24 protein-coding genes are annotated in these 26,565 nt (G+C 74.0%); 10 read left to right on the top strand and 14 right to left on the bottom strand.

The features are described from left to right. Positions 1–5: 5 nt before the first annotated feature. From ACZ4XJ_RS17025 to ilvA, 3 genes are all read right to left on the bottom strand, one after another. Positions 6–881 (bottom strand): ABC transporter permease, encoded by an 876-nt coding sequence (locus ACZ4XJ_RS17025; RefSeq protein WP_362883028.1) that lies wholly within the window; start codon positions 879–881, stop codon positions 6–8. After that, a complete protein-coding gene (locus ACZ4XJ_RS17020; RefSeq protein WP_468496613.1) occupies positions 878–1,909 on the bottom strand; it encodes an ATP-binding cassette domain-containing protein in 1,032 nt (343 codons plus the stop codon). Before ACZ4XJ_RS17020 ends, ACZ4XJ_RS17025 begins: the two co-directional genes overlap by 4 nt. A gap of 176 nt (positions 1,910–2,085) precedes the next feature. Next, complete coding sequence (gene ilvA / locus ACZ4XJ_RS17015; protein WP_468496612.1) at positions 2,086–3,318, bottom strand: threonine ammonia-lyase; 1,233 nt, start codon at positions 3,316–3,318, stop codon at positions 2,086–2,088. Positions 3,319–3,565: 247 nt separating this feature from the next. On the opposite strand from ilvA, the gene ACZ4XJ_RS17010 reads away from it, so the two are divergent. The 3 genes from ACZ4XJ_RS17010 to ACZ4XJ_RS17000 all read left to right on the top strand — a co-directional run bounded on the left by ACZ4XJ_RS17010 (position 3,566) and on the right by ACZ4XJ_RS17000 (position 4,883). Next, the gene (locus ACZ4XJ_RS17010) at positions 3,566–4,087 is read left to right on the top strand and encodes a MarR family winged helix-turn-helix transcriptional regulator (protein WP_362883033.1); all 522 of its coding nucleotides are present in this window, start codon (positions 3,566–3,568) and stop codon (positions 4,085–4,087) included. A gap of 71 nt (positions 4,088–4,158) precedes the next feature. After that, the gene (locus tag ACZ4XJ_RS17005) at positions 4,159–4,635 is read left to right on the top strand and encodes a sigma factor-like helix-turn-helix DNA-binding protein (RefSeq protein ID WP_362883035.1); all 477 of its coding nucleotides are present in this window, start codon (positions 4,159–4,161) and stop codon (positions 4,633–4,635) included. Beyond that, a complete protein-coding gene (locus tag ACZ4XJ_RS17000) occupies positions 4,632–4,883 on the top strand; it encodes a hypothetical protein (protein ID WP_468496611.1) in 252 nt (83 codons plus the stop codon). Before ACZ4XJ_RS17005 ends, ACZ4XJ_RS17000 begins: the two co-directional genes overlap by 4 nt. A gap of 50 nt (positions 4,884–4,933) precedes the next feature. Here the strand turns inward: ACZ4XJ_RS17000 and ACZ4XJ_RS16995 are convergent, their stop codons facing one another. Next, positions 4,934–6,091, bottom strand: a complete 1,158-nt coding sequence (locus tag ACZ4XJ_RS16995; protein WP_362883038.1) for a cystathionine gamma-synthase — start codon at positions 6,089–6,091, stop codon at positions 4,934–4,936. A gap of 148 nt (positions 6,092–6,239) precedes the next feature. Here ACZ4XJ_RS16995 and ACZ4XJ_RS16990 point away from each other — a divergent pair, with 148 nt between their 5' ends. From ACZ4XJ_RS16990 to msrA, 5 genes are all read left to right on the top strand, one after another. Further along, on the top strand, positions 6,240–7,358 hold the full coding sequence (locus ACZ4XJ_RS16990) for a hypothetical protein (RefSeq protein WP_362883040.1): 1,119 nt from the start codon (positions 6,240–6,242) through the stop codon (positions 7,356–7,358). A gap of 267 nt (positions 7,359–7,625) precedes the next feature. After that, positions 7,626–8,657 (top strand): hypothetical protein, encoded by a 1,032-nt coding sequence (locus ACZ4XJ_RS16985; RefSeq protein WP_468496610.1) that lies wholly within the window; start codon positions 7,626–7,628, stop codon positions 8,655–8,657. A gap of 95 nt (positions 8,658–8,752) precedes the next feature. Further along, complete coding sequence (locus ACZ4XJ_RS16980) at positions 8,753–10,351, top strand: M48 family metallopeptidase (RefSeq protein WP_468496609.1); 1,599 nt, start codon at positions 8,753–8,755, stop codon at positions 10,349–10,351. Then, entirely contained in the window at positions 10,348–11,514 is a 1,167-nt protein-coding gene (locus ACZ4XJ_RS16975; protein WP_468496608.1) for a hypothetical protein, read from the top strand. The genes ACZ4XJ_RS16980 and ACZ4XJ_RS16975 overlap by 4 nt, the downstream gene beginning before the upstream one ends. Before the next feature lie 91 nt (positions 11,515–11,605). Next, the gene (msrA, locus tag ACZ4XJ_RS16970) at positions 11,606–12,301 is read left to right on the top strand and encodes a peptide-methionine (S)-S-oxide reductase MsrA (RefSeq protein WP_362883046.1); all 696 of its coding nucleotides are present in this window, start codon (positions 11,606–11,608) and stop codon (positions 12,299–12,301) included. A gap of 141 nt (positions 12,302–12,442) precedes the next feature. On the opposite strand, the gene ACZ4XJ_RS16965 is transcribed toward msrA, so the two are convergent. After that, positions 12,443–14,614 carry a sulfatase-like hydrolase/transferase gene (locus ACZ4XJ_RS16965; RefSeq protein ID WP_468496607.1) on the bottom strand — a complete coding sequence of 724 codons (2,172 nt, stop codon included), beginning with the start codon at positions 14,612–14,614 and terminating at the stop codon, positions 12,443–12,445. A gap of 166 nt (positions 14,615–14,780) precedes the next feature. Next, positions 14,781–15,827 (bottom strand): NAD(P)-dependent alcohol dehydrogenase, encoded by a 1,047-nt coding sequence (locus tag ACZ4XJ_RS16960; protein WP_468496606.1) that lies wholly within the window; start codon positions 15,825–15,827, stop codon positions 14,781–14,783. Positions 15,828–16,031: 204 nt separating this feature from the next. On the opposite strand from ACZ4XJ_RS16960, the gene ACZ4XJ_RS16955 reads away from it, so the two are divergent. Beyond that, positions 16,032–16,973, top strand: a complete 942-nt coding sequence (locus ACZ4XJ_RS16955) for a helix-turn-helix transcriptional regulator (protein ID WP_468496605.1) — start codon at positions 16,032–16,034, stop codon at positions 16,971–16,973. Positions 16,974–17,010: 37 nt separating this feature from the next. Here ACZ4XJ_RS16955 and ACZ4XJ_RS16950 read toward each other — a convergent pair whose 3' ends face one another. The 3 genes from ACZ4XJ_RS16950 to ACZ4XJ_RS16940 form a co-directional block, all read right to left on the bottom strand. Then, the gene (locus tag ACZ4XJ_RS16950; protein ID WP_362883054.1) at positions 17,011–17,985 is read right to left on the bottom strand and encodes a GNAT family N-acetyltransferase; all 975 of its coding nucleotides are present in this window, start codon (positions 17,983–17,985) and stop codon (positions 17,011–17,013) included. Positions 17,986–18,134: 149 nt separating this feature from the next. After that, on the bottom strand, positions 18,135–19,379 hold the full coding sequence (locus ACZ4XJ_RS16945; protein WP_468496761.1) for a L,D-transpeptidase: 1,245 nt from the start codon (positions 19,377–19,379) through the stop codon (positions 18,135–18,137). A 159-nt stretch (positions 19,380–19,538) separates the two neighbouring features. Beyond that, a complete protein-coding gene (locus ACZ4XJ_RS16940) occupies positions 19,539–19,880 on the bottom strand; it encodes a hypothetical protein (protein WP_388888455.1) in 342 nt (113 codons plus the stop codon). A 107-nt stretch (positions 19,881–19,987) separates the two neighbouring features. Between ACZ4XJ_RS16940 and ACZ4XJ_RS16935 the strand changes: the two genes are divergently transcribed. Continuing rightward, positions 19,988–20,341, top strand: coding sequence for an LPXTG cell wall anchor domain-containing protein (locus ACZ4XJ_RS16935; protein ID WP_468496604.1), 354 nt, complete (start codon positions 19,988–19,990; stop codon positions 20,339–20,341). Between the two features lie 85 nt (positions 20,342–20,426). Here ACZ4XJ_RS16935 and hutH read toward each other — a convergent pair whose 3' ends face one another. The 5 genes from hutH to ACZ4XJ_RS16910 all read right to left on the bottom strand — a co-directional run bounded on the left by hutH (position 20,427) and on the right by ACZ4XJ_RS16910 (position 26,507). Next, on the bottom strand, positions 20,427–21,968 hold the full coding sequence (hutH, locus tag ACZ4XJ_RS16930; RefSeq protein WP_468496760.1) for a histidine ammonia-lyase: 1,542 nt from the start codon (positions 21,966–21,968) through the stop codon (positions 20,427–20,429). A gap of 108 nt (positions 21,969–22,076) precedes the next feature. Beyond that, complete coding sequence (locus ACZ4XJ_RS16925) at positions 22,077–23,192, bottom strand: GGDEF domain-containing protein (protein WP_383992495.1); 1,116 nt, start codon at positions 23,190–23,192, stop codon at positions 22,077–22,079. A 201-nt stretch (positions 23,193–23,393) separates the two neighbouring features. After that, entirely contained in the window at positions 23,394–24,197 is an 804-nt protein-coding gene (locus tag ACZ4XJ_RS16920) for an enoyl-CoA hydratase/isomerase family protein (protein WP_362879860.1), read from the bottom strand. 29 nt (positions 24,198–24,226) lie between these two features. Beyond that, entirely contained in the window at positions 24,227–25,384 is a 1,158-nt protein-coding gene (locus tag ACZ4XJ_RS16915) for an adenylate/guanylate cyclase domain-containing protein (RefSeq protein WP_362879859.1), read from the bottom strand. A gap of 256 nt (positions 25,385–25,640) precedes the next feature. Continuing rightward, on the bottom strand, positions 25,641–26,507 hold the full coding sequence (locus ACZ4XJ_RS16910; protein ID WP_362879858.1) for a biotin--[acetyl-CoA-carboxylase] ligase: 867 nt from the start codon (positions 26,505–26,507) through the stop codon (positions 25,641–25,643). Positions 26,508–26,565 lie beyond the last annotated feature (58 nt).

The raw sequence follows: 26,565 nt of genomic DNA, 5'->3' as shown, positions 1-26,565 counted from the left end.
GGGTCTCAGACGGTGGCCGAGCGGTACTTGCGGACCGCGAGGGTGCGGAAGACCACGATGATCAGCACCGACCAGATGATCGACGCCCACACGGGGTGCTGCATCGGCCAGGCGTCCGCGACGGGGTAGCCCTCCGGCAGGTTGCCGAAGAGTTCCCGGGACGCCTGGACGGTGGCGCTGAAGGGGTTCCACTCCGCGATGTGCCGCAGGAACGTCGGCATGTTGTCGGAGGGGACGAAGGCGTTCGAGATGAACGTCAACGGGAAGAGCCAGATCAGCCCGCCCGAGGTGGCCGCCTCCGGCGTGCGGACCGACAGGCCGATCAGGGCGCCGATCCAGGAGAAGGCGTAGCCGAGCAGGAGCAGCAGGGCGAAGCCGCCGAGGACCTCGCCGATGCTGGTGTGGGTGCGCCAGCCGACGAGCAGGGCCACGACCGCCAGGACGACGAGGGTGAGCGTGGTCTGGACGAGGTCGGCGAGGGTGCGTCCGGTGAGGACCGCGCCGCGGGCCATGGGCAGCGAGCGGAACCGGTCGATCAGGCCCTTGTGCATGTCGTCGGCGATGCCCGCGCCCGCGCCGGCCGTGGCGAAGGTGACGGTCTGGGCGAAGATGCCCGCCATCAGGAACTCGCGGTAGTCCGACGGGGAGGTGCTGCCGCCGACGCTGATGGAGCCGCCGAACACGTAGCTGAACAGCACGACGAACATGACCGGCTGGATCACGCCAAAGATGATCATCTCGGGGATCCGGGACATGCGGATGAGGTTCCGCTTGGCGATCACCAGGGAGTCGTTGACCCCCTGGACGATGCCGCCCCGCGGCCGGGGTGCGGCGATCTCCGGGGCCGGGGAGGTGCCCGGGGTCGGGGAGGTGAGGGTCACTTCGCCGTCTCCTTACGCGCCGTGCGGCCCTTGCCCTGGGCGTCGCCCTTGCCGGTGGCGGGCGCCTCGCCGTTCTCCTCCGCCGCCAGTTCGGCCGCGTGGCCGGTCAGGGAGATGAACACGTCGTCGAGGGTGGGGCGGCGCAGGCCGATGTCGTCGATCTCGATGCCGCGGCCGTCGAGTTCACGGATGACCTCGGCGAGCAGCTTGGCGCCGCCCGCGACGGGCACGGTCAGCTTGCGGGTGTGCTCCTCGACCGTGGCCTCGCCCTTGCCGAAGCCCGCGAGGACCTCGCGGGCGGTGGTGATGTGGGCGCGGTCGTGGACGACGACCTCGACGCGTTCGCCGCCCGTACGGGCCTTGAGCTGGTCGGAGGTGCCGCGGGCGATGACCTTGCCGTGGTCCACCACACAGATGTCGTGCGCGAGGTGGTCGGCCTCCTCCAGGTACTGCGTGGTGAGCAGCAGGGTGGTGCCGGCGGCGACCAGTTCCTGGATGATCCCCCACAGTTGCTGGCGGTTGCGCGGGTCGAGTCCGGTGGTCGGCTCGTCCATGAACATCACGGGCGGGCTGACGACGAGGGCCGCGGCGAGGTCGAGTCGCCTGCGCATGCCGCCGGAGTAGGTCTTGGCGGTGCGGTCGGCGGCGTCGGCGAGGTTGAAGCGTTCGAGCAGTTCGTCGGCCCGGGCCTTCGCGGCCTTCGCCGTCATCTGGTAGAGCCGGCCCACCATGTTGAGGTTCTCGCGGCCGGTCAGGTACTCGTCGACGGCGGCGAACTGGCCGGACAGGCCGATGGCCCGGCGGACTTCGTTGGGCTGCTTGAGGACGTCGATCCCGGCGACGACGGCCCGGCCGCTGTCGGGCTGGAGGAGGGTGGTCAGGACACGGACGGTGGTGGTCTTGCCCGCGCCGTTGGGGCCGAGGAGCCCCAGCACGGTGCCTTCGGGGACATCGAGGTCCACGCCGTCCAGAGCCCTTACGTCGCCGAAGGTCTTGACGAGTCCTTCGGCATAGATGGCGCCTGGCATACGGATTCTCCCAGAGCGATTCGGGCCGGATGGTTTCGGGGCCCGAAGAATCAGGACTTTCCTGCACAAATTCAAGGTGGCGTCGGACGGGCAGCGCCCGACGGCCGTCACGCTATCGCGTTATATCGCGTTCCGCCATGCTTTTCTCGGAACCACCGCCGGCTCCTCCCCCGCGCTCAGCCGATGACCGCGTACCCCGCACCGTGCAGGGAACGGGCCACCTCCGCACAGTGCTTCGGCCCCTTGGTCTCCAGGTGGAGTTCCACCTCGACCTCGGTGAGCCCGAGCCGCGGGTCGGTGCGCACGTGGCTGACGTCCAGCACGTTCGCGTCCAGCGCGGACAGTACCCCGAGCAGGGCCGCCAGCGCGCCCGGACGGTCGGTGACCCGCAGCCGCAGCGACAGGTAACGGCCCGCGGCGGCCATGCCGTGCCGCAGGATCCGCTGGAGCAGCAGCGGGTCGACGTTCCCTCCGGACAGCACGGCGACCACGGGGCCGTCGCCGTACCGTTCGGGCTCGCTCAGCAGCGCCGCCACCGGGCTGCACCCGGCCGGCTCGACGACCAGCTTCGCCCGCTCCATGCACAGCAGCAGGGCGCTGGAGAGCGCGTCCTCGGAGACCGTACGCACGTCGTCGAGCAGCTCGCCAATGATTTTGAACGGGACGTCGCCGGGGCGGCCCACCTTGATGCCGTCCGCCATCGTGCTCGGGTTGTCCACCGACACCGGGTGGCCGACCTTCAGCGAGGGCGGGTAGGCGGCCGCGCCCGCCGCCTGCACGCCGATGACCCTGACGTCCGGGCGCAGCGCCTTCACCGCGACGGCGATGCCCGCGGCGAGCCCGCCGCCGCCGATGCCGACGAGGATCGTCCGGACCTCGGGGCACTGCTCCAGGATCTCCAGGCCCACCGTGCCCTGGCCGGCGATGATGTCGCGGTGGTCGAAGGGGTGGATGAACTCCGCGCCGGTGCGGTCCGCGTACTCCTGGGCGGCGGCGAGGGTCTCGTCGACGACCTCGCCGTGCAGCCGGACCTCGGCGCCGTACTCCTGGGTCGCGGCCACCTTGGGCAGCGGCGCCCCGACCGGCATGAACACCGTGGAGCGGACCCCGAGGAGCGAGGAGGCCAGCGCCACGCCCTGCGCGTGGTTGCCGGCGCTCGCCGCGACCACGCCGGCCGCCCGCTGTTCGGGGCGCAGGCCGGCGATGCGCACGTACGCGCCGCGCAGCTTGAAGGAGCCGGTCCGCTGGAGGTTCTCGCACTTGAGGTGGACCGGGGAACCGGTGAGGGAGGAGAGGTGCCGGCTGCCTTCCATCGGCGTGACCCGAGAAACCCCCGACAGCATCTTCTGGGCCCCCCGGACGTCGTCGAGGATGACCTGGGGGACGGGCTGGGGCACGCGGTAGTTCATACCGCCAGTCTCGCAGCCCCCGCAGGTCACGGCGCAGGGACGACCGACGGGTGGACGACCGGCCCGGCCCGCCCCGGCGAACCCCGGAGTCCACGCGGGCAGGGGCGAGATCTCGCCATCCGGGACGACCCCCGGGCGACCGGACCGATGGGCCGCACCAGTTCTCGTACGCGGCGTACGGGCCGCCGCACGGCCGCGTACTCTGTCCCCCATCCTTGTCGGCCCCACGCGAAGAGAGCCCACGGCCATGCCCTCCATCCCGGCCCGTTCCGACCTGCCCACGGCGGCCGAAGCGCCCGCCGGAGCCGGTCTCCTCGACTCGCTCCAGCACCAGGTCGCGGTGTTCGCCCGCCGGGCCGAGCAGACCCGCCTCGGCGGCGTCGGCCAGGCGCGCAACTCGATGGACCGCGCCGCGTACCTGCTCCTGAACCGGCTCGACCTGGAAGGCCCGATGGGCGTCAAGGCGCTGGCCGGCGGGATGGGCATCGACTCCTCCACGGTCACCCGGCAGGTCGCCCCGCTCGTCGACAGCGGCCTCGTCAAGCGGACCTCGCACCCCGAGGACGGTCGGGCCGTGGTCCTCGCGCTGTCCGCGCGCGGGCTGGCCCGCCTGGAGGAGGTGCGGTCCTCGCGGCGCGAGCTGATGGCGCGGGTGACCGAGCACTGGGCGGAGGAGGAGCGCGAGTCCTTCACGACCCTGCTGACCCGCTTCAACCTCTCCCTGTCGGAGCTGATGGCCGCCGCCTCCGAGGGCGGCCCGGCCTCCTGAGCGCGGCGCGCTGATCCCGGCCCGTCCGACCCCTTGACCGGGGTGGTGGCACCGGCCGCACTATGTGGCCTGTGGACCGGCGTTCGGGGCGCGACCCGGAGTTCGAGGCCTTCGTCGCGGGCGCGGCGGGGCGGCTCCTGCACGTCGCGGTGCTGCTGACGGCCGAGGCCCCGACCGGGGCGACGGCCGCGCGCCGGCTGCTCGCCGGGGCGCTGGCCCGTACGTACGCGCACTGGAACCGGTTGCGCGGTGACGACCCGTACGACCACACCCGCCAGGAGCTGTGCGCGGCGTACGCCCGGACGTCCTGGCGCCATCCCGGCGGTACGGGGGTGCTCGCGCGGCTGAGCCCGATGGAGCGGCTGGTGCTGGTCATGCGGGTCTACGAGGGCGTGGCGGAGGAGGTCACGGCCGCGCAGCTGGGGCTGCCGCCCGAGCGGGTCGAGGCCGTGTGCAACCGGGCCGTCGCCACGATGCGGGCGGGGTCGGGACGCGGCGCGGGCTCCGGGCCGGAGCCGGGTGCCGCGTCGGGGCGGGGGGCCGCGTGAGTCCCCTCGACCGCAAGGAGGACCAGGTCCGGAAGCTGATGGAGGGCCCGCACCCGGTGGTGCCGGCCGCTCTCGTGGTGGACGCCGCCGCGCACGGCCGGCGCCTGCTGCGCCGCCGCCGGGCCCTGCGCCGGCTGGGCTGGACGGTGCTGTTCGCGGCGGCGGTGGCCTTCACGGTGTGGACCTCGCTGACCCGGCCGTGGGTGACGCCGCCGAGCGGCATCTCCCCGCCCCTGGAGGGCTGGTAGCGCTCCGGGGGCGGGGGGATCGTGGCCGTTCGGGCCGGGACCGGGCCGTCTCAGCCGAGGGCGCGGGTCAGGTCCGCGACGAGGTCGTCGGCGTTCTCGATGCCGACCGAGAGGCGGATCAGGTCCGCCGGGACCTCCAGGGCCGAGCCGGCCACCGAGGCGTGGGTCATCCGGCCCGGGTGCTCGATGAGGGACTCGACGCCGCCCAGCGACTCGGCCAGCGTGAAGATCTTGGTGCGACCGCACACCGCGACGGCCTCCTCCTCGCCGCCGGCGACGCGGAAGGAGATCATCCCGCCGAAGTTGCGCATCTGCTTCGCGGCGACCTCGTGGCCCGGGTGCTCGGGCAGTCCCGGGTAGAGGACCTGGGTGACCTTCGGGTGGCGCGTGAGCACCTCCACGATCTTGGCGGCGTTCTCCGCGTGCCGGTCCATGCGCACGGCCAGCGTCTTGATGCCGCGCAGCACGATCCAGGAGTCGAAGGGACCGGCGACCGCGCCCATCGCGTTCTGGTGGTAGGCCAGTTCCTCGCCGAGGGCCGCGTCCGCGGCGACCAGGGCGCCGCCGACGACGTCGGAGTGGCCGCCCATGTACTTCGTCAGGGAGTGCACGACCACGTCCGCGCCGAGCGCCAGCGGCTGCTGGAGGTAGGGCGAGGCGAAGGTGTTGTCGACGACCAGCTTGGCGCCGGCCGAGCGCGCGATGTCGGCGACGACGGCGATGTCGGTGATGCCGAGCAGCGGGTTGGAGGGGGTCTCGACCCAGATGACCTTCGTCTTCGGGGTGAGGGCGGCGCGCACGGACGCCGGGTCGGAGGTGTCGGCCACCGACCACTCCACGCCCCAGCGGGAGACGACCTTCGCGAAGAGGCGGAAGGTGCCGCCGTAGGCGTCGTTGGGGATGACCACGTGGTCGCCCGGCGCGAGCAGGGTGCGCAGCAGGCAGTCCTCGGCGGCGAGCCCGGACGCGAAGGCGAGGCCGCGGCGGCCGCCCTCCAGCGCCGCGAGGTTCTCCTCCAGCGCGGTCCGGGTGGGGTTGGCGCTGCGGCTGTACTCGTAGCCGCCGCGCAGACCGCCCACGCCGTCCTGCTTGTACGTGGACACCTGGTAGATCGGGGGTACGACCGCGCCGGTCTGCGGGTCCGCCGTGTTGCCCGCGTGGATCGCACGGGTCTCGAAGCTCTGGTGCTCGTGGCTGTCGTCGCTCATGGGCAGATGCTATGCCCCGTCCGGGCCCCGGTCCTCTTCCGGCCTGACGGGGCGGCGACGGGCCGCTGACCTGCCCCGCCGACCTGGAACGAGGACGGGGAGCCACACCATTGGCCTTGGCCCGGGTGCGTCTGGTTCGCTTGGCGGCATGGAGATTCTCTTGGTCCTGATGGCCCTGGTCCTGATCGTGGCCGTCGTGCTGCCGTACGTGCGTCGCAAGCGGGGTGGATTCGCCGGCGGCATCCGCCAGGTGGCGCCCGGCAGCCCCGACGCCGCCGACCCCGCCGACTACGGCTTCGTGCGCGAGGAGCAGCTGGACATCCGGGTGCCCGGGCCCGACCAGGACCTGATGGACGCGCTGGGCAACGTCCAGCGCAGCGGCCACTGGCAGGCCGCGTCGGCCCTGCTCGCCGGTACCCCGAGGGAGGGCGAGCAGCGCTGGCAGCGGGTGCAGTCCTTCGGCGGCGCGGCGGCGCTGGAACTCGTACGGGAGCCCGGGGCCGGGGCGCGCTGGCTGAAGGCGTGGCGGCTGGAGGCCGAGAAGGACGCGGGCGGCGCGCAGGTGCACGCGGAGCTGCTGGTGCAGCAGGCGTGGCGGCACTCGGGCGGCGTGGGCTCCACCGACCACCGGATCATCCTGGAGGAGGCCCGCGACGCGTGCCGGCGGGCGACGCTGCTGGCGCCGGGCGACCCGGTCCCGTACATCACGGAGCTGGCGGTGGCGCGGGCGCTGGGTTACTCGGAGGCGGACTTCGACGTCCTGTGGGCGCGGATCATCGACCTGGCTCCGCAGCACATGGGCGCGCACCTGGCGGCCCTGCACTACTGGTGCGAGAAGTGGCACGGTTCGCGGGAGAAGGCCGACGCCTTCGCGCACGCGGCGGCCGCCCGCGCCCCGCAGGGTTCGCTGCTGGCGGCGCTGCCGCTGTTCGCGGTGTACGAGCACCTGCCCGAGGTCAACCTGGTGCAGAGCTTCTACCGCAGCGCGGTCGTGACGCGGGCGGTGGAGGGCGCGATGTACGCGGTGCGCACGGCGCGGCAGGACGACCCGATGCTGGCGCACGTACGGCACCTGCTGCTGGTGTTCCTGGTGAACATGGAGCGCTGGGCGGAGGCGATGGAGCAGGTGCGGCACGTGGACGGGTACGTGGGCGCGCTGCCCTGGTCGACGGCCCCGGACCCGGCGGCGACGTACGCGGTGTACCGGGCGCTGGCGGTCGCGGGGTACGAGGCCAACGGCGGGTCCCCGGCGACGCTGCCGCACTGACGCCGGGCGCGTACGCGGGGCGGCGCGGGGACGGGGCGGCGCGGGGACGGGGCGGGGACGGGGCGGGCACGGGCACGGGCACGGGCACGGGCACGGGCACGGGCACGGGCACGGGCACCCGAGAACGGCCCCGGCCCGGCGCGGGTGCCGGATTCTCCGGCCGTCGGCGGATATGTCCCGTCGGAGGCGACGGCTCCCCGCGCTCGACCCCGCAGCCTTGGCCAATAAAGTTGCCGTAAGTGATGATCAGGCCGCATGATTCCGGCCGTGATCGTCAACCGCGCCGCACGCGCGCTCGCCACCCGCTGGGTCCGTACGCGCTTCGACCCGGCCGCCTTCGGTCTCGCCCCCCGGGAGCTGCTCGACCCGCGCGGCGCCGGCCCCGAGGCCGACCCGGAGCGTGCGGACGAGCGCCGGCGCGTCATCGCCGCCGCCCGGGAGGGCGAGTGGCGGCCCGCCGCCGCCCACGTCCGGGCCGCCGGAACGGACTGGGACGAGCGCTGGACCCGGCTGGAGCTGCTGATCCGGCTCGCCGAAGCCGACGACCGCTGGCTCACCGACTGGCGCACCGCCGAACCCGCCGACGGCGACGCCGGCACGGCCCACGCCCGACTGCTGGTCAGCCGGGCGTGGGCGGTGCGCGGCTCGGCCGTCGCCCGCGAGGTGCCGGACGCCGACATGCGCGACTTCCACGCGCAACTGCCCGCGGCCGTGGCCGCCGCGCAGCGGGCCGCCGACCTGGCCCCCGCGGACCCCGGACCCTGGGTCGTCATGATCACGGCCGCGCGGGCGCTGTCGTACACGCACAGCCAGTTCGCCGACCTGTGGCGCAACCTCACGCTCCGCGCGCCCCACCACACGGCCGCCCACTGGCAGGCCATGCAGTACTGGTGCGCCAAGTGGCACGGCTCCGACGAGCTGATGATCGAGTTCGCCGGGCGGGCCGCCGCCCAGGCCCCGGCGGGCAGCCTGCTGCCCGGGGTCCACCTGCACGCGCTGGGCGAACTGCGCGGCGCGCGCGCCGCCCGTACCGCCCGCTCCGAGGCGAACCGGGCCCGGCTCCTCGACATCGCGGGCCGGCTGGACACCGTACGACCCGACCACGAGGGCCTGCCCCGGCTGCGCCACCTGCTGGCGCACCGCATGGGCGAGGCCCGCATGCACGCGGCGGCGCTCGACCAGTTCCGCGCGATCGGCCCGTACTGCGGCGCCGCGCCCTGGAACACCGACGGGGCCGGTCCCGTCGCGGCCTTCGACCTGGCCCGGGGGCTCGCCGCCCACGGCGCGCGCCGCGGCTGACCGCACCCGGCCGCACCGGGGCGGGGCGCCGTCCACGGCACCCGCGCCCGTCATCACCCGCTCCACTTCTCCATCCCCTGGGGGGACCTGTCCTTATGGGCGCTTCACTTCGCGCGCTGCGCGCGCTCGTCCTGCTCGCCGGCTTCTACCTGCTCGGCCTGATCCTGCTCGGCCTCCTCGGCCTGCTCGACTGGGCCGGCATGACCTGGCTGCACGGCGCCTTGGCGGGCAAGCTCGTCATCGTCTCGGTGGTCCTCGCGATCCCGATCGTGCGCGGCATGTTCATGCTCCGCACCCCCACGGCGGACCCGCTGCCGGGCGTCCCCGTCACCGAGGCGCGGGAACCGGTGCTGTGGCAGGCCGTCCGCGAGATCGCCGCTCAGGTCGGCACCCGCGCCCCCGACGAGATCCTGCTGATCGACGAGGTCAACGCGGCCGTCGCCGAGGAGTCCCGGATGCTGGGCCTGCTGCCCGGCACCCGCCGGCTCTACCTCGGCCTGCCCCTGATGAGCGGCCTGGACGAGATGCAGCTGCGCTCCGTCCTGGCCCACGAGATGGGCCACTACGCCAACCTCGACACCCGCCTCACCCCGCTGATCGCCCGCGGTCGCGCCCAGCTGATCCGCACCATCGGCCACTTCCACGACCGCGCCGACACCAAGGTGGCCAAGGAACGCGCCAAGCAGGAGAAGCGCGCCGAGAAGCGGACCGCCAAGGGCAAGAAGGCCAAGGAGGTCGACACCACCGGCGAGGGCCTGACCTACCGCGCCATGGCCCGGATCTACACCGCGTACGCCAAGTTCTACATGCGGGCCACCCTCTCCGGCGCCCGCCGTCAGGAGCTGGCCGCCGACCTGGCCGCCGTACGCGTCGCGGGCCGCGACGCCACCGCCTCCGCGCTGCGCGAGCTGAACGCCCTCGGCGACGCCCACGACTTCTACATGGGCTCCTACGCCACCCTCGGCGTCAACGCCGGACTGCTGCCGCTGCCCGGGCAGGTCTTCGGCGGCTTCCGCCGGCTCCTGGACGCCCGCTCCGAGCAGCTGGACGAGCTGCGCGCCGAGCTGTCGACCGAGCCCACCTCCCCGTACGACTCGCACCCCGCGCTCGCCGAGCGGGTGGCCCGCATCGAGGCCCTGCCCGACGACGGCCGCGCCGGTCAGGCCGCCCGCCCGTCGCTGGAGCTGCTGTCCGACGCGGACGCGGCCATGGCCGCCCTGGAGCCCGTCGTCCTCAGCCCGGAGGCCCTCGGCCTCAAGCGGCTGGACTGGCCGGACCTCGTGCACGAGAGCATGACCCTGTACGTCGGCCAGGGCTCGGGGGAGATCCGCGAGGCCGTGGCCGCCGAGGGCGCCGGTGACGGCCTCGCGCCCCTGCTGGACGCCGTCGACGCCGACCCGCAGTTGCGGTGGCGGCTCGCCGAGCGGTTCCCGACCTCGGAGCAGGCGGCCGCCGCCACCGGTCGCGCGGCCCGCGAGTTCGCCCGCCCGGCCTTCCGCCGGATCCTGAACCAGCTCGTCACCACCGAGCTCACGGCCCGCGGCACCGCCCGCTGGCAGCTGTCCTGGTCCGACTCGGCCGGCCTGGCCTACCCGGCCGGCGACTTCGAGGACCGTCTCAAGGCCGCCCTGGACGCGGCCGTCGCCGACCCGTGCGACACCGAACCGCTGCGGAAGCTGGTGCTCGCCCCGTGATCATCCTCCTCGTCCTGGGCACCCTGCTCCTCGCCGGCGCCCTCTACGTCGCCCGCGGCTTCCACCTCATCCGCAAGGCCCGCGGACTGACCGAGCGGATCGAGGGCCTGGAGTCGGCCGGCGCGGAACTGCGCGCCCGCACCGAAACCCTCAAGGCCGACGCCAAGGCCGGGACGGCGGCCGCTGTCGTCGCCCTGGGCTTCGTACCGGAGGACCGGCTGGACACCGAGAACGCCGCGCCCGTGCCGGCCGAGCGGACGGCCGCCCTGGCCGCCGTCCGGTCCGGGGACTGGGAGGCGGGGGCGGCCTGGCTCGAAGGCGCCGGCGCCGACTGGGAGCTGCGTTGGCGCCGGGTCCGCGCCCTCGCCGAGGCGGCCGTCGAGGACGACGCCTGGCTGACGGCCTGGCGCGCGGCCCGGCCCGGGGACCCGGCGGCGGCCACCGTCCACGCCGACAACGCCGTCCTCGTCGCCTGGGAGGTGCGGGGCTCCGCGTGGGCCCGCCACACCTCCTCGGAACAGTTCGACCTGTTCCACCAGCTGCTGGGCACGGCGCAGGCCGCCGTCCACGAGGCGCAGGAGCTGGCGGACCCGGCCGACCCGGTCCCGTACCTGGTCGAACAGGCCGTCGCGCTGGGGTTGATGTACCCGCACGAGCGGTACGAGCGGCTGTGGGCCGAGATCGTCGCGCGCGCCCCGAAGCTGCTGAGCGCCCACACCAACGCCATGCAGTACTGGGCCCGCAAGTGGCGCGGCTCGCACGAGGCGTCCCTCGCCTTCGCCCGGAAGGCGGCCGCCGGCGCGGCCCCCGGCGAGCTGCTGTCGATGCTGCCCCTGATCGCCTACGTCGAACAGGAGAACTACGAGGACGACCTCGCGGCGGAGGACTTCTTCACGGGGCCCGAGGTGCGCACCGCCGTCGACGAGGCCCTCGTCGACCTCGCGGCGGCCGACCCGGCCGACACCCGCGCGGTCGAGCTGCGCCACCTGCTGGCGTACCTGCTGTTCTGGCAGGACCGGGACGCGGAGGCCGTCGAGCAGTTCCGGCACATCGACGGCCACATCGGCGCGATGCCCTGGTACTACGCGGGCAACCCGAAGCAGCGCTACCTGTACGCCCGCGACTGGGCGGTGCGGGTGACCCTGCTGGAGGACGAGGACTGAGCGGATCGCACGTCGTACGCCGCACGCCGGGGGCGGGTCGGGGAATCCCGGCCCGCCCCCGACCGTTGTCAGGACCACAAGGAGGGAATCCATGTTCTCGTACCGCCGCACGCCCGAGCTGCCCACCCGCGAGGAGGCCCTGAAGGGCCGCGCGCACCCGCTGTTCGCCCTGCCGGAGCGCCACACCGTCCTCGGCAACCCCCTGACCGGCCCGTACCCCGCCCACCTCGAAACGGCCGACTTCGGCCTCGGTTGTTTCTGGGGCGCGGAGCGCAAGTTCTGGCAGACCCCCGGGGTGTGGACCACCCTGGCCGGCTACCAGGGCGGCTTCACCGAGAACCCCGCGTACGAGGAGGTCTGCTCCGGCCTGACCGGGCACACCGAGGTCGTCCGCGTGGTCTTCGACCCGGCGCTCGTCTCCTACGAGACCCTCCTGAAGCTGTTCTGGGAGTCCCACGACCCGACCCAGGGCTTCCGCCAGGGCAACGACGTCGGCACCCAGTACCGCTCGTCGATCTACACCCACTCCCCCGCCCAGCAGGCCGCGGCCGAGGCTTCCCTCGCCGGCTACCAGCGCGTCCTCACCGCGTCGGGACACGGCGGGATCACCACGGCCGTCCTGCCCGCCGCGGAGCGCCCCTTCTGGCCCGCGGAACCGGAGCACCAGCAGTACCTCGACAAGAACCCGGGCGGCTACTGCGGCATCGGCGGCACGGGCGTCTCCTGCCCGATCGGCGTGGCCGCGGCCCCGTCGTCCCCGTCCCCGTCCCCGTCCCCGGACGCCTGACGGTCCGCGTACCGCCCGTGCCGGGTCCTGCGGGGCCCGTGGGGGCATCCGGATCGAGCTGACGGCCTCGGCGGTCGTCGGCGCCGCGCCGCCCGGCCGGGGCGAGCGGGTCGCACACCCGGCCCGCCGCTCCGGACGGGGTCAGCGCACGGTGACGTGCGCGCGGGCCCACGAGGTGTGGTCGAAGGCGGAGTTGCCGTTGGCGTCCTCCACCACCAGGTGGAGCAGGCGCACCCCGGTGACGTCCAGGTCGATCGCGGTGGGGCCGCTCGCTCCCGTGAGGGTGCCCGTGGTCAGCAGGGTGCGGCCGTCGGCGCGGACCACCGCCCGGGTCGCGCCGGCCGCCGACTGCTGCTTCGAGAAGTCGTCGATGCCGACCAGCGCCGTGAAGCGGGCCGCGCGCCCGCCCAGGTGGTAGACGACCTCCGACGGGGCGTGCACGCCGAGCCCCTTGGCGTACGTCACCCCGCCGAACGCGATCGGGGTGCCGTCGCCCGCCTCCTTGCGCCCGTTGGACCGGTCCACCTCGACGGGGCCCCAACCGTTGGCGGCGGACACCCACGGCAGGTCGCTGAGGTACCCGTCCTTGGTGGGCGGGGCGGGCAGCGGGGTGAAGCGGACGGGCACCGAGAAGCGGTACGCGGACGTGGTCGCGGAGGCCGTCAGCAGGGCGGACGCCGCCGCGGGGCCGGTCACCGCCCACACCGTGGTCAGGGTCTGCCCCGGGGCCAGCGAGGCGGCCGTCACCGGGCCGGTCGGGGTCGCCGTCCAGCCCGCCGGGACGGTCAGCGCGACCCGGGCGTCCGGCCAGGCCCGGGCGGCGCCGTTCGCGAGCCGGGTCGTGACGGTGGCGCCGTCCGCGTCCGGGACGGCCGTCAGGCCCCAGGCCCGGCGCGGACGGGTCGGCGCCCAGGACGCGCGCAGCAACGTCGTCAGGGAGGCGACCACCGACGGGTTCGCCGCCGCCACGTCGCGCTGCTCGCCGAGGTCGGCCGTCAGGTCGTACAGCTCGAACCGCCACTGCGCGTCGGGGGCGTCGCGGTCCCGCCCGGGGGCGAACCGGACTCCCTTCCAGCGGTCCTTGCGGATGGCCTCGGCGACCCGCTTGGCGCGGCCGCCGTCCTGCGCGTCGGCCCGGGAGGTGACGCCCTGCTCGTCCCGGTACCAGTACAGGTGGGAGTGGATCGGCGCCAGGGCCGGCGTGCCGGCGAGGACGGGGGCCGCGGAGAGGCCGTCGATGTCCGTGGGCGCCGGGGCGCCCGCCAGGTCGGCGAGGGTGGGCAGCAGGTCGTGCAGCGGGGTGGGGCGGGCGCTGGTGGTGCCCGCCGCGATCCGGCCGGGGCCCCAGGCGATCAGGGGGACCCGGACGCCTCCCTCGTACAGGTTGCGCTTGTAGCCGCGCAGCGGGCCGTTGGCGTCGAACAGGTCGGGGTCCACGCCGCCCTCCTCGTGGGGGCCGTTGTCGGAGGCGACCAGGACGACCGTGCGGTCCGCGATCCCGCGCGCCCGGAGCCGGTCGATCACGGCTCCGACCTGCGCGTCGAGGAGGCCGATCTGCGCGGCGTGCGCCTTGTTGGCCTTGCTCCAGGGCTTCGCGGCGTACGCGCCGAGGTCCGGGACCTCGCTGGGCGCGTGCGGCAGGTTCGGGGTGAGGAGGAGCAGGAAGGGATCGGGCCCGGCCGCGTGCGCGTCGATGAAGTCGAGGGCGCGCGCGGCGATGGCGTCGGGGGCGAAGGTGCCCGCCGCGACCGGCTCCTTGACGCCGTCGCGCCACAGGTACGACGGGTAGTACTGGTGGGCGTGTCCGTGGTCGATGTAGCCGTAGAACTGCTCGAAGCCGCGCGCCAGCGGGTGGCTCGGCTGGTCGGCGGTCTCCGGGCCGAAGCCCCATTTGCCGAACAGGCCCGTACGGTAGCCGCGCGCCCGCAGCACTTCCGCGAAGGTGGTGTCCCCGGCGCCGAGGCCGGCCTGGCCGCCGCTGCCCGGGTTGGCGCGGACGGCGGCGTGCCCGGTGTGCAGTCCGGTCAGCAGGGCGGCGCGGGAGGGCGCGCAGACGGCGGCGGCCGCGTACGCGTCGGTGAATCGCAGCCCCTCCGCGGCGAGTTGCCCGATGCGCGGGGTGGCGATCAGCTTCTGGCCGTACGGGGAGAGGTCGCCGTACCCGAGGTCGTCGGCCAGCACCACCACGAGGTTCGGAGCGCCCCCGGGCACGGCCGGGGCGACCGGCTCCGCGGCCGCGGCGGGCAGTTGGGGCAGTGCGGCGAGCCCGACCGCCGCCGCGGATCCGGCGATGAAGTGGCGGCGGCTGGGCATCGTGAACTCCTCGGCGGCGACGGGTCGGTGAGGAGATCATCGACAGCCGGACCCCGCCGAAGCCATGCACGGGACGTGAAAAGCGTGTGACACGGGGTCCGGGCCCGACCGCCCGGACCCCGCTCCCCCGCACACGTCACGCGTCACACGTCACGCGGCCTCCGCCTCAGATCGTCGCCGTGTCGATCACGAAGCGGTAGCGCACGTCGCTGGACAGCACCCGCTCGTACGCCTCGTTGATCCGGTCCGCCGAGATGACCTCGATCTCGGCGCCCAGACCGTGCTCGGCGCAGAAGTCGAGCATCTCCTGGGTCTCGGGGATGCCGCCGATCATCGAACCGGCGAGGGTCTTGCGGCCGCCGATGACGGAGAACAGGTTCAGCTCGACCGGCTCCTCCGGCGCGCCGACGTTCACCAGCGCCCCGTCGACCTTCAGCAGGGCCAGGTAGCGGTCGAGCCCGAGCGGCGCGGAGACGGTGGACACGATCAGGTCGAAGGTGCCGGCCAGCTCCTCGAAGGTGTTCGGGTCGCTCGTCGCGTAGTAGTGGGCGGCGCCCAGCTTCAGGCCGTCCTCCTTCTTGCGCAGGCTCTGCGACAGGACGGTGACCTCCGCGCCGAGGGCGGCGGCGATCTTCACGCCCATGTGGCCGAGCCCGCCGAGGCCGACGATCGCGATCTTCTTGCCGGGGCCCGCCTGCCAGTGCCGCAGCGGCGAGTACAGGGTGATGCCCGCGCACAGCAGCGGCGCGGCGACGTCCAGCTCGACGCCGTCGGGGATGCGCAGGGTGTAGTTCTCGTCGACGACGATGTGGGTCGAGTAGCCGCCGTAGGTGGGCTCGCCCTTCTTGTCGACGGCGTTGTAGGTGCCGGTCATGCCCTTGACGCAGTACTGCTCCTGGCCGCGCAGGCAGTACTCGCACTCCCGGCAGGAGTCCACGAAGCAGCCCACGCCCACCCGGTCGCCGACGGCGAACTTCGTCACGCCGGAACCGACCTCGGTGACGATGCCGGCGATCTCGTGGCCCGGGACCATCGGGAAGATGCCCTCGCCCCAGCCGTCGTTGGCCTGGTGGATGTCCGAGTGGCAGATGCCGGCGTACTTGATGTCGATGAGGACGTCGTGCTCGCCGACCGGGCGGCGCGGGACGGTGGTGCGCTCCAGCGGGGCCTTCGCGGCGGGGGCGGCGTAGGCGGGGACCTGGGTGACGGACATGGGGTGATCTCCTCTGACGAGGACGCCGGGCTGTGACGTCGTGGGGGTGACGTCGGGGTACGACGTCCGTACTGCGGTACTTCCACCCTGCCCCCGTCCGGGCCGCCCACCCAGCCCCCTGCCGTGCCTAGGACTGGCGAACCTACCCTTGGCGGGGTCAGGCTCGTCGCGCCGTCCGGTGTCCCGCCCGGGGATACTGGCGGTATGGACCAGCTTGATCAGCGAGCCGAACTGGGCGAGTTCCTGCGCAGCCGCCGCGCCCGGCTGCGCCCCGAGGACGTCGGCCTGACCGACTACGGCCGGCACCGGCGGGTTCCGGGGCTGCGCCGCGAGGAGCTGGCGCAGCTGGCCGGGGTGTCGGTGGCGTACTACACGCGGCTGGAGCAGGGGCACGGACAGAACGTGTCGGCGGAGGTGCTGGACGCCATCGCGCGGGCGCTGCGGCTCGACGGTACGGAATCGGACCACCTGACGCACCTGGCGCGCCCCCGTGCCCGCGGCCGGAGCCGCTCGCGGCGCCCGCAGCAGGTCCGCCCGGAGCTGCGGAGCCTGATGGAGGCGATGGAGGGCGTACCGGCGTACCTGGTGGGGCGGCGGCAGGACGTCATCGGCTGGAACCGGCTGGCCGCGGCCGTCTTCGGCGACTTCGGGGCGCTGCCCCCGGCGGAGCGGAACCTGGTCCGGTTGGTGTTCCTCGACCCGGCGACGTCCGAGCTGTACGCGGAGTGGGAGTGCCGGGCCTGCGAGGTCGTGAGCAACCTGCGCATGTACGCGGGCCAGTATCCGGACGACGAGCAGTTGTCCGTGCTGGTCGGGGAGCTGTCCGTGAAGAGCGAGGAGTTCCGCAGGCTGTGGGCGGCGCACACGGTGGCGGACAAGAAGACGCACGGGGTGAAGCGGCTGCGGCACCCCGTGGTGGGCGAGCTGGTGCTGCCGTTCGAGACGCTGGCGCTGCCCGACGACCCGGCGCAGTTCCTGGTGACCTACCACGCGGTGCCGGGATCCCCGTCGGCGGACGCGCTGCGGCTGCTGTCGTCCTGGTCGGCGCCGGCCCACGAGCCGACGCCGGCGGCGCCGGCCGCGCCGACCCGGTCCGCCCGGCCGGCCCCCGGGTCGTGGACGGCGCGCACGGAGGAGCCCGCCTGACGGACGGGCCCGTGCCGTGCGGGCCCGCCGTCAGGGGTCAGAGCGTCAGCCGGAAGACGGCCGCGCCGCGCTCGCGCCGGTAGCCGAGGGCCTCGTTCACGGCCAGCATCGGGGTGTTCTCGTCGGCGACGGTCGTCCCGATCCGGCGCAGCGCGGGGTACCGTACGGCCGCCTCGGCCCGCATCCGCAGTTTGACGGCGCGGCCCAGACCGCGCCCCCGGTGGGCGGGGACGACGACGGTGTCGTACTGGAGGGCGCGCGTCCCGTCCGGATCCGGGAGCACGAGCACCGTGTACGCGGCGATCTCCCCGGCGGCGGTGACGGCGGCGACCATCAGCAGCTTCCCCCCGCGGTCCAGGACGAGCCGCTGCGCGGCGTGCACCCGCTCGGGCGTCCAGGCGGTGAACCGCTCGTCGCCGTCGCCGGAGGGCGCGTCCTCCATCGCCCCGTGGGCCGCGGCGGCGGCCGGGGCCCAGGCGTCGGGGACCAGACCGGCCCAGGTGAGCAGCTCGTACCCGGAGACGTCGGGGTCGGCCTCGGCCGCCGGGTCCTGCCCGAGTTCCTGTACGTACCAGGCCATCGGCAGCACGTTGACGAAGCCGGCGGCCTCCAGGAAGGCCTGGGCGGGCCCGCCCGTGTCGGCGACGGTGGACACCGAGGTACGGCCCTGGTCGATCAGCTCGGCGCGCACCCGCTCCCACAGGGCGCTGCCCACGCCCCGGCGGCGGGAGTCGGGGCGCACGGTCAGCTCGTCGAGGAACGCGGTGTGGGTGTTGCCCTCCTCGGTGAACAGCAGCAGGGCGGCGTGGCCCTCGCCGTCGGCCTGCGCCCAGTGCGCGAACCGGCCCCGCCCGGACGGGACGCGCAGCCGCCCGGCCGTCTCCGCCCGGGTGGGGGCGGGTACGTCGGGCAGCGCGGCGGTGTCGGTCGCGTGCGCGGAGACCTGCACCGCCCACCAGGTGTCCACCTCGGCGTCGGTCGGGGGCACGGTCAGCGTCTCGATCTTCGTCATGCCCCGACCCTAGGCCGTGCCGTCCCCGTCACGCGGACCGGCCACCGCCGCGACCGGCGCGGACGCGCGGACGGCGGGGAGCCCCTCACGGGCTCCCCGCCGTTCGCGGGTCGGACGCGCGGCGCCGTCGGCGGCGCTCACACGGGGTGTCAGGCGGCCGAGCCGGCCTTCCACTCCGCCCAGTTCATGTTCCAGCCGTTGAGGCCGTTCTCCGGCTTGATGGTCTTGTCCGGGGAGTTCTTCACGGTGACGATGTCGCCGATCAGCGAGTTGTCGAAGAACCACGCGCCGGGCTGGTCCGGGTCGTTCGCACCCTTGGCGTCGTTCAGACCGACACAGCCGTGACTGGTGTTCACCTTCCCGAAGATCGAGTCGGCGCCCCAGTAGTTGCCGTGGATGAACGTGCCGGAGGTGGACAGCCGCATCGCGTGCGGGACGTCCTTGATGTCGTACTCGCCCTTGCCGTCATTGCCCTTGAAGCCGACGGTGGCGCCGTCCATCCGGGTCTCCTTGAACTTCTCGGAGATCACCATCTGACCGTTGTACGTGGGGTTGTCCGGGGAGCCCGCCGAGATCGGGATGGTCTTGAGGACCGCGCCGTCCCGGGTGACCGTCATCGTCTTGGCCGTCACGTCGACGGTGGAGACCTGGCTCCGGCCGACCTTGAAGGTCACGGTCTTGTTCTGCACGCCCTGGATGCCGGGCGCGCCCTGCACGCCCTGGAGCGCGAGCTTCAGGGTGACCGTGGAGTTCGCCTTCCAGTACTCCTCCGGGCGGAAGTCCAGGCGCTGGTTGCCGAACCAGTGACCGACGACCTCCTGGCCGCTGCTGGAGCTGACCGTGATCGCCGCCTGGACGGCCTTCTGGTCCTTGATCGCCTTGTTGAAGGTGATCGAGACCGGCATGCCCACGCCGACCGTCTGGCCCTCGTCCGGGACGAACGAGCCGACGAAGCTGTTCTCCGGGGAGAGGGTGGTGAACGAGGCGTTCTCGTGCGCCTCGCGCCCCGCTTCGTCCTTCGCCGTGGCCGCCAGCGCGTACTTCGTGGAGCGCTTGAGTGCGGCGTCGGGCTTCCAGGTCTTGCCGTCGGCGGCTATCTTGCCCGCCACCACGGCGCCCTCGGAGCTCTTCAACTCGACCTGGGTGAGCTTGCCGTCACCGACGGTGACGGTCGCCGCGTCGTTCAGGGCTATGTTGGTGGAGCCGTCCTTGGGCGTGATCTCTATCTTCGCCTTGGAAGCGTCCTTGGCCGCCGCCGCGTCCACGTCCGCCTGCGCCTTGCCCGTTCCCGCGCTGCCCTGAGGCTTCTCGGTACCCCCGTCGTTGCAGGCCGAGAGCATCAGTACGCCGCCGAGCACGGCGGATACGGCCACCAGGGACCTTTTCCGCCGCATGCTGTACGTCCTCACACGTCACTCCATCGTTGCCGGAAACCCCGAGGCTGCATTCCCGGGATTGGGCCGGGCAGGGGGCATCACCCCCTGCTCGTCCTGACAACGCGTTAACAACGCGGATCGGTTCCACACTCCGTTCGAATGTGTGCAACCCCACGGTCAGGCGTTGTCCGCCTCTTCCTCGAAGTCCCCATCTTCCTCGTCGAGGTCCCACTCCAGGGACTCGGGGTCGTATTCGACCGGTTCACTGCTCCAGGACGCCTGTGCCAGCTCGATTCCGGGCAGTTCCGCGACCAGGTCCGTCGGGTCCACCAGGTAGGCCAGCGCCTCGGATTCGTCCTGCCGGACGGCCGCCTCGGCGTGGCCGCGCTCCTCGTCCGGCATGAACTCGTCCGCCTTGATGTGGCCCAGCGCGGCGCCGATCAGTGCCTCGGAGTCGGAGACTTCGAGCACCAAATCCACCCGAAGTCGTACGTATCGTGATGTCTCAGAAGGGTTCATACGACGGAGAGTAAGCCCGCGACAGCCTCGACTTTCCCACGACCCGCCCTCTTCACTAGCATCGGCGCACACGGCCAATTCGCTGCTGCCACAAGGGGGATCGCACCGTGTCCGCACGTCGACCGCTGCTCACCGCTCTCGGAGCGACCACCCTCCTCGCCGTCCTCTGGTTCGTTCCCTCGGCGAACGCCACCGCTCCGGACCGGAACACGACGGGTTCTTCCGGCGGCCCCGCCGCCGCCAACACCGGCACCGTGGGCGGCGTCCCCGCGGGGGACGACGCCACCGGGTCCGGCCCGTCCGACGACGCCGACTCCGGGGACCGGACCGCCACGGTCACCCTCACGCTCGCCGACACCGGCAGTACGGACACCACCCCGTACGTCCTGGGCGGCACCCTCTGCCTGGGTCTGGGCGCCGGGTTCGTGACCTTCTCCGTACGCCGCTCCCGCACCCCGTAGCCGCGTCGGACGGAACGGGAAGGGGCCGGGCCCCGGGGAGCGCTCCCCGGGGCCCGGCCCCTTCCCGTGTCCGGTGCGCCGACCGTCAGGCCAGCGGACCCGTCACCGGCTCCACCGCCGCGACGAGCCCGCCCGCGCGCACGAACGCGTCGGCGGCGGCCAGGTCGGGGGCGAGGAAACGATCCGGCCCGGGACCCTGCACCCCGGCCGCGCGCGCCGCGCCGATGGCGGCCCGGCTCGCCGGCGCCGGGGTCAGCCCGTGGCGCAACTCGATGGCCCGGGTGGCCGCGTAGAGCTCGATCGCGATGATCCGGGTCAGGTTGTCGATCGCCGTACGCAGCTTGCGCGCGGCCGACCAGCCCATGGAGACGTGGTCCTCCTGCATGGCGGAGGAGGGGATCGAGTCGGCCGAGGCCGGCACCGCGAGGCGCTTCATCTCACTGACCAGGGCCGCCTGCGTGTACTGGGCGATCATCAGGCCGGAGTCCACGCCGGCGTCGTCCGCGAGGAACGGCGGCAGGCCGTGACTGCGGTTCTTGTCCAGCAGCCGGTCGGTGCGGCGCTCGGCGATGGAGCCGAGGTCGGCGGCGGCGATGGCCAGGAAGTCCAGCACGTACGCGACGGGGGCGCCGTGGAAGTTGCCGTTGGACTCCACGCGCCCGTCCGGCAGCACCACCGGGTTGTCGACGGCGGCGGCCAGCTCGCGGGAGGCGACCGTCGCGGCGTGCGCCATGGTGTCCCGGCCCGCGCCGGCGACCTGCGGCGCGCAGCGCACCGAGTAGGCGTCCTGGACGCGCGGGGCGGACTCCTCCTGGAAGTGCCCGGTCAGCCCGGAGCCCTTCAGCACGGCCGCCATGTTGGCGGCCGAGGCGCCCTGGCCGGGGTGCGGGCGGATGGCGTGCAGCTCGGGCTGGAGGACCTTCTCCGTACCGAGCAGCGCCTCCAGGGTGAGGGCGGCGGTGATGTCGGCGGAGGTGTAGAGGGTGCCCAGGTCGGCGAGGGCCATGATCAGCATGCCGAGCATGCCGTCGGTGCCGTTGAGGAGGGCCAGGCCCTCCTTCTCGCGGAGCTCGACGGGCTCGATGCCGGCCTCGGCGAGCAGCTCGCCCGCGGGGCGGACGGTGCCGTCGGGGCCCTCGGCGTCGCCCTCGCCCATGAGCGCGAGCGCGCAGTGGGACAGCGGCGCGAGGTCGCCGGAGCAGCCGAGGGAGCCGTACTCGTGGACGACCGGGGTGATCCCGGCGTTCAGCACGTCCGCCATGGTCTGCGCGACGGAGGGCCGCACGCCCGTGTGCCCGGAGGCCACGGTCTTCAGCCGCAGGAACATCAGGGCGCGCACGACCTCGCGCTCGACGCGCGGGCCCATGCCGGCGGCGTGCGAGCGGACGATGTTGCGCTGGAGCCGGCCGCGCAGCTCGGGGCTGATGTGCCGGGAGGCGAGGGCGCCGAAGCCGGTGGAGACCCCGTAGACGGGCTCGGGCTTGGCGGCCAGCGCGTCGACGATGGCGCGGGCGCGGGCGAGGGCTTCGAGCGCCTCGCCGGACAGCTCGACCCGCGCGTTGCCGCGGGCCACGGCGATGACGTCCTCGGCGGTGGTTCCGGACGTCCCCACCACGACAGTGTGCATATCCATATTCAGCACCCTACGGACTGAATCTCTTCATGTCACCACCCGAGTTCGTCACGATCGGGCAGCGCGACCGCCCCTTACGCGCGCACCCGCCGCGCGCCGCCCTCACCCCCGGCCGCGGAACCGGCGCCGCTCGCCCGGGCCCTCCTGCGCGGCCGCGTCCGCGAGGCGCACGACGGCGGTGTCGCGGCCCGCGACGACCGGATGCGGGGAGCGGGCCGCCTTGGCCTTGTACTGGGCGGCGTCGGCGAGCCGGAACAGCCGCCGGGAGGACTTGACGAGCCCGATGGGGTCCCCGGTGGAGGCGATCCCGCAGGCCACGCCCTCCCCGAGTTCGAGCGCGGCGGCCCGCCGGCACACCTCCTCGGTGACGCGGACGACGTCGTCGGCGGGCGGTCCGACGCTGACGAGGCAGAACTCGTCGCCGCCGAGCCGCGCCACGAGGGTGCCGGCGAGCATCGCGCCGCACAGGCTGAGGACGGAGCCGAAGCGTTCCAGCAGCCGGTCGCCCATGGCGTGGCCGAGCGTGTCGTTGACCTTCTTGAGCCCGTTCAGGTCGCACACGACCAGGCTCACCACGACCCCTGTCCTCCGGTGTTCCTCCAGCGCCTCGTCGAGGCGCATGTCCACGGAGCGCCGGTTGGCGAGGCCGGTGAGGGGGTCGGTGAAGGCGAGCCGGCGGGCCTCTTCGAGGCGTTCGTTCTGCGCGAGCCCGGCGGCGACGACGGCCGCGAGCACCGTCGCGAACTCCGCGTCGTCCTCGTCGAAGTCGGGCAGCCCCTCGTCCCGGGCGACGTAGAGCTCCCCCCAGGCCCGCCCGCTGAGCACGATCGGCGCGACCACGCAGGTGCCCCGGCCGCGCCGGCGCAGCGCCTCGCCCCGCCGTCCGGGGCGCTCCCCGACGGCGCTCTCGACCCAGGCGTGCGGCCCGCCGCCGCCGACCCAACGCTCGTGGAGGAACTCGGTGATCTCCGGGAAGTCGTGCACGGGGTAGGACTCGTCCTCGGGGAACTCCTCCTCCCCGGCCCGCCGCTCCCCCTCGTTGACCAGGACGCGCAGCCGGCCCCGCTCGCGCTCCCAGGCGGAGATGGCGGCGAAGGAGCCGTCCATCGCCAGGCGCGCGCCGCGCGCGGCCGCCCGGACGCTGTCCCGCGGCGCGCAGGCGGCCGCCATGGCCTGCGCGAGGCCCACGACGGCTCTGAGCCGCCCGTCAACTCCCATCACTCCAGATTAGGGAGTTTTGCCCGATTCGGTGACGGCCGGCCCGGCATTCGGCTCCGCCGCCCGCTCCGAACCCGCCCGACCCGCCCGGCGGCGCCCACACCGATCGACGCACCGAACCGACCCGGCCCCGCGGCGCGCGCTCCCCTCGGGGCCCCGGACCGGCCCGCCCCGCGGCGCGCGCTCCCGCCGCGGCCCTCGTTACTGCCCGGGCCAGTTCGGCTTGCGCTTCTCGTTGAACGCCGCCACGCCCTCGGCCCGGTCCCCCGAGAAGGCGACCGTCCGCCAGGCCGCGTCCTCGATCTCCAGCCCCGCCGACAGGTCCATCCCGTGGCCCAGCCGCAGCGCCCGCTTGGCCGCGCGCAGCCCGACCGGGGAGTTCGCCGCCATCCGCGCGGCCAGCGCCAGGGCCTCCGTACGGTCCTCGCCCGCCGGGGCCAGCGCGTCGACCAGGCCCAGGGACAGCGCCTCGGCGGCCTCGACCCGGCGGGCCGTGAAGATCAGCTCGGCGGCCCGCGCCGCCCCCACCCGGCGCGGCAGCAGCTGCGTACCGCCGCCGCCCGGGATGACGCCCACGGACACCTCGGGGAGACCGACCACGGCCGTCGCGTCGGCAACGATGACGTCGCAGGCCAGCGCCAGCTCGAAGCCGCCGCCGAGCGCGAAGCCGTGCACCGCCGCGACGGTGGGCATCGGCAGCTCCAGGACGCCCCCGTACGCCCCGCGGGTGGTCGGCCGCTGCCGCACCAGCTCGGCGTCGGAGAGGGAGTTGCGCTCCTTGAGGTCGGCGCCGACGCAGAAGGCCCGCTCGTGCGTCGAGGACAGCACCACGACCCGTACGGAGGCGTCGGCGGCCAGCGCCGCGCACGCCGAGCCGATCGAGCGCGCCATCTCCGTCGACACGGCGTTCATCGCCTTGGGCCGGTCCAGCACCAGCTCCGCGACCGCGCCGCCGTCGCCGTGGCGCCGCACCGCGACGAACTCCCCGAATCGGACCTCGTCCACAGCCACGCCACCCTCCCGGTTAACGAACGTTACCCGGGGATCTTAGGCTTCCGCCGCGTCAACGACCAGGGCTCCACGACGCCCAGTCCGCGCACGGGCCGCTGCCACATCGGCTGGAGCGCGAACCGGTAGGCGCCGCCGCCCTCCTCCAGCTCCGCCGACTTCTCCGAGCGCGGCGCCGCGCCGGTCCGCCCGAGCTCCTCGGCCATCGCCCCGTCGACGAGGACCGCGTCCTTCGGCGCTATGGAGGTGAGCCGGCTGGCGAGGTTCACCGTGGTCCCGAAGACGTCGCCCATCCGCGTCGTCACCGTGCCGAAGGCGATACCGACCCGCAGCTCGGGCATCTGCGGATCGGCCTCCATCGTCTCGATCAGCCGCAGGGCGATCTCCGCCGCCGTCGCCGCGTCGTCGGCGCAGTACAGCACCTCGTCGCCCAGGGTCTTGATCAACCGGCCGCCGTGCGCCGCCACCAGGTCGGCCGCCGTCGTCTCGAAGGCCTCGACGAGCTCGCCGAGCTCCTCCTCCTCCAGCCGGCGGGTCAGCCGGGTGAACCCGACCAGGTCCGCGAAGCCCACCGCCAGGCGCCGGTCGACCATCTCCTCGTCGTCCGCGACCTGCACGACCCGCCCCGTCGCGGCCGCCAGCTGGCGCCGCCACACGTAGACGAGGAACTCCTCCAGCTCCGGCAGCAACAGCTCGACCAGCGGGTAGGTGACCTCGGTACGGGTCATTCCCGGCTCGGGCGGCTCCGTCAGCCCCTCCAGGAAGGAATCGATCTGCCACTCGGCCAGTCGGGCGGTGGTCTGCCCCGTCGACCGGGCCACCTGCACCGCCATCGGCTCGGACAGCAGTCCCGCCTCCACCAGACCCGCGAGCCGCCGCAGGGCCAGTACGTCGGCCTCGGTCAGCGCCTTGGCCTGGCCGATGTCGGCGAAGCCCATGGCCCGCCAGAAGCGCGAGGCCAGCTCCATCGACACACCGGCGCTACGGGCCGCCTGGAAGGGCGTGTACCGCCGCTCGGCGCCCAGGATCAGCTGCTCCAGCCGGATCGCCAACGGATCGGCCGTCGGCTGCGCCGTGTGGTCGACCTCGTGGAGCGGCGTGTGCTGGTCCCGCCCGATGGGGGTCCCGGGGCCGCTCCCCGAGCCGGCCCCGGACGCGCCGGACGTAGGGTCGTCGACGGTCAAGGGCCGCCTCCTGTCCATTCCGCGCGCACTGCCGAACCGGGTGATCACCGGGAGGACCGGGATCGCCTAAACCATACGGCAGGTGTGCCGTAGCTCACTCCCCCACCGGGGAGCCCCGGATCTGCCCCAGCGCCACGACCGGCCACACCGGCCGAATCGGGCCCCGCCGGCGTTCGCGGCGCGGGGGCCCGGGGGCGGAGCCCCCGGCAACCACCCGCACCCGCCCCCGGCGCACCAGGGGCAGGCCCCGCCGGGGTCAGCGCACGGACCGCAGGTGCACCACGTCCCCCGCCCCCACCGCCTCCCGCTCGCCCTCGACCGTCCGGATCACCAGCCGCCCGTCCGCGTCCACCGCTTCGGCCGTTCCGGTGAGGGTCCGCCCGCCGGGCAGGTCCGCCCGTACGTGCTTGCCCAGCGTCGCGCAGCCCGCCGCGTACGCCTCCTGGAGCCCGCTGACCCCCGGGTCACCGGCCGCGTCGCGCCAGTTCCCGTACCACTGCTCCAGCGCGCGCAGCACGGTCTTCAGCAGCGGGTCCCGGTCCGTCGCCGACGCCTTGGCCAGCAGCAGCGAACCGGCCGTCGGGACGGGCAGCTCGTCCTCCGTGAGGGTCACGTTGAGGCCGATCCCGATGACCACCCCGTCCGCCACCCGCTCCGCGAGGATGCCGCCGGCCTTGCGCTCCTCGCCGTCCACCCCGACCAGCAGGTCGTTGGGCCACTTGAGCATGGTGTCCACGCCCGCCGCCCGGGACAGCCCGGTCGCGGTGGCCACGCCGGCCAGCAGGGTCAGCCACCCCCAGCGCTCCTGCGGCACGCCCGGGCCCGGCTTGAGGAGGACGGAGAAGAACAGCCCGGACCGGGCCGGCGCCGTCCAGCTGCGGTCGAGGCGTCCGCGCCCGGCCGTCTGCTCCTCGGCGACGAGCACCGCCCCCTCGGGCAGCGAGTCGGCCCGCGCCGCGAGGTCGGTGTTGGTGGACCCGGTGGCGGGGACCACCTCCAGGGAGGTCCACAGGCCTCCCTCGGTCACGAGGGCGCGTCGCAGGGCGGCGGTGTTGAGGGGAGGACGGTCCAGGCTCGACCAGCGTCCCGCGGAAGCTCCGGTTGGAGCATCTGATGGCGTCATGCAAGTCAATGTAGGTGTGTCAAACGCCGCACTGCCGAGCGCCATGCCCGCCGATACG

This window comes from Streptomyces sp. NPDC029836 (genome assembly GCF_055574495.1).
The sequence above is the reverse complement of the archived record's forward strand: the minus strand, read 5'-3'. Positions and strand labels throughout refer to the sequence as shown.

Excerpts from the sequence above, each read along its gene's own strand:
- ACZ4XJ_RS17020 (WP_468496613.1), bottom strand. The coding sequence starts at position 1,909 with ATGCCAGGCGCCATCTATGCCGAAGGACTCGTCAAGACCTTCGGCGAC.
- ilvA (WP_468496612.1), bottom strand. The coding sequence starts at position 3,318 with ATGAACTACCGCGTGCCCCAGCCCGTCCCCCAGGTCATCCTCGACGAC.
- ACZ4XJ_RS17010 (WP_362883033.1), top strand. The coding sequence starts at position 3,566 with ATGCCCTCCATCCCGGCCCGTTCCGACCTGCCCACGGCGGCCGAAGCG.
- ACZ4XJ_RS16995 (WP_362883038.1), bottom strand. The coding sequence starts at position 6,091 with ATGAGCGACGACAGCCACGAGCACCAGAGCTTCGAGACCCGTGCGATC.
- ACZ4XJ_RS16990 (WP_362883040.1), top strand. The coding sequence starts at position 6,240 with ATGGAGATTCTCTTGGTCCTGATGGCCCTGGTCCTGATCGTGGCCGTC.
- ACZ4XJ_RS16980 (WP_468496609.1), top strand. The coding sequence starts at position 8,753 with ATGGGCGCTTCACTTCGCGCGCTGCGCGCGCTCGTCCTGCTCGCCGGC.
- msrA (WP_362883046.1), top strand. The coding sequence starts at position 11,606 with ATGTTCTCGTACCGCCGCACGCCCGAGCTGCCCACCCGCGAGGAGGCC.
- ACZ4XJ_RS16965 (WP_468496607.1), bottom strand. The coding sequence starts at position 14,614 with ATGCCCAGCCGCCGCCACTTCATCGCCGGATCCGCGGCGGCGGTCGGG.
- ACZ4XJ_RS16960 (WP_468496606.1), bottom strand. The coding sequence starts at position 15,827 with ATGTCCGTCACCCAGGTCCCCGCCTACGCCGCCCCCGCCGCGAAGGCC.
- ACZ4XJ_RS16955 (WP_468496605.1), top strand. The coding sequence starts at position 16,032 with ATGGACCAGCTTGATCAGCGAGCCGAACTGGGCGAGTTCCTGCGCAGC.
- ACZ4XJ_RS16950 (WP_362883054.1), bottom strand. The coding sequence starts at position 17,985 with ATGACGAAGATCGAGACGCTGACCGTGCCCCCGACCGACGCCGAGGTG.
- ACZ4XJ_RS16945 (WP_468496761.1), bottom strand. The coding sequence starts at position 19,379 with ATGCGGCGGAAAAGGTCCCTGGTGGCCGTATCCGCCGTGCTCGGCGGC.
- ACZ4XJ_RS16940 (WP_388888455.1), bottom strand. The coding sequence starts at position 19,880 with ATGAACCCTTCTGAGACATCACGATACGTACGACTTCGGGTGGATTTG.
- hutH (WP_468496760.1), bottom strand. The coding sequence starts at position 21,968 with ATGCACACTGTCGTGGTGGGGACGTCCGGAACCACCGCCGAGGACGTC.
- ACZ4XJ_RS16925 (WP_383992495.1), bottom strand. The coding sequence starts at position 23,192 with ATGGGAGTTGACGGGCGGCTCAGAGCCGTCGTGGGCCTCGCGCAGGCC.
- ACZ4XJ_RS16910 (WP_362879858.1), bottom strand. The coding sequence starts at position 26,507 with ATGACGCCATCAGATGCTCCAACCGGAGCTTCCGCGGGACGCTGGTCG.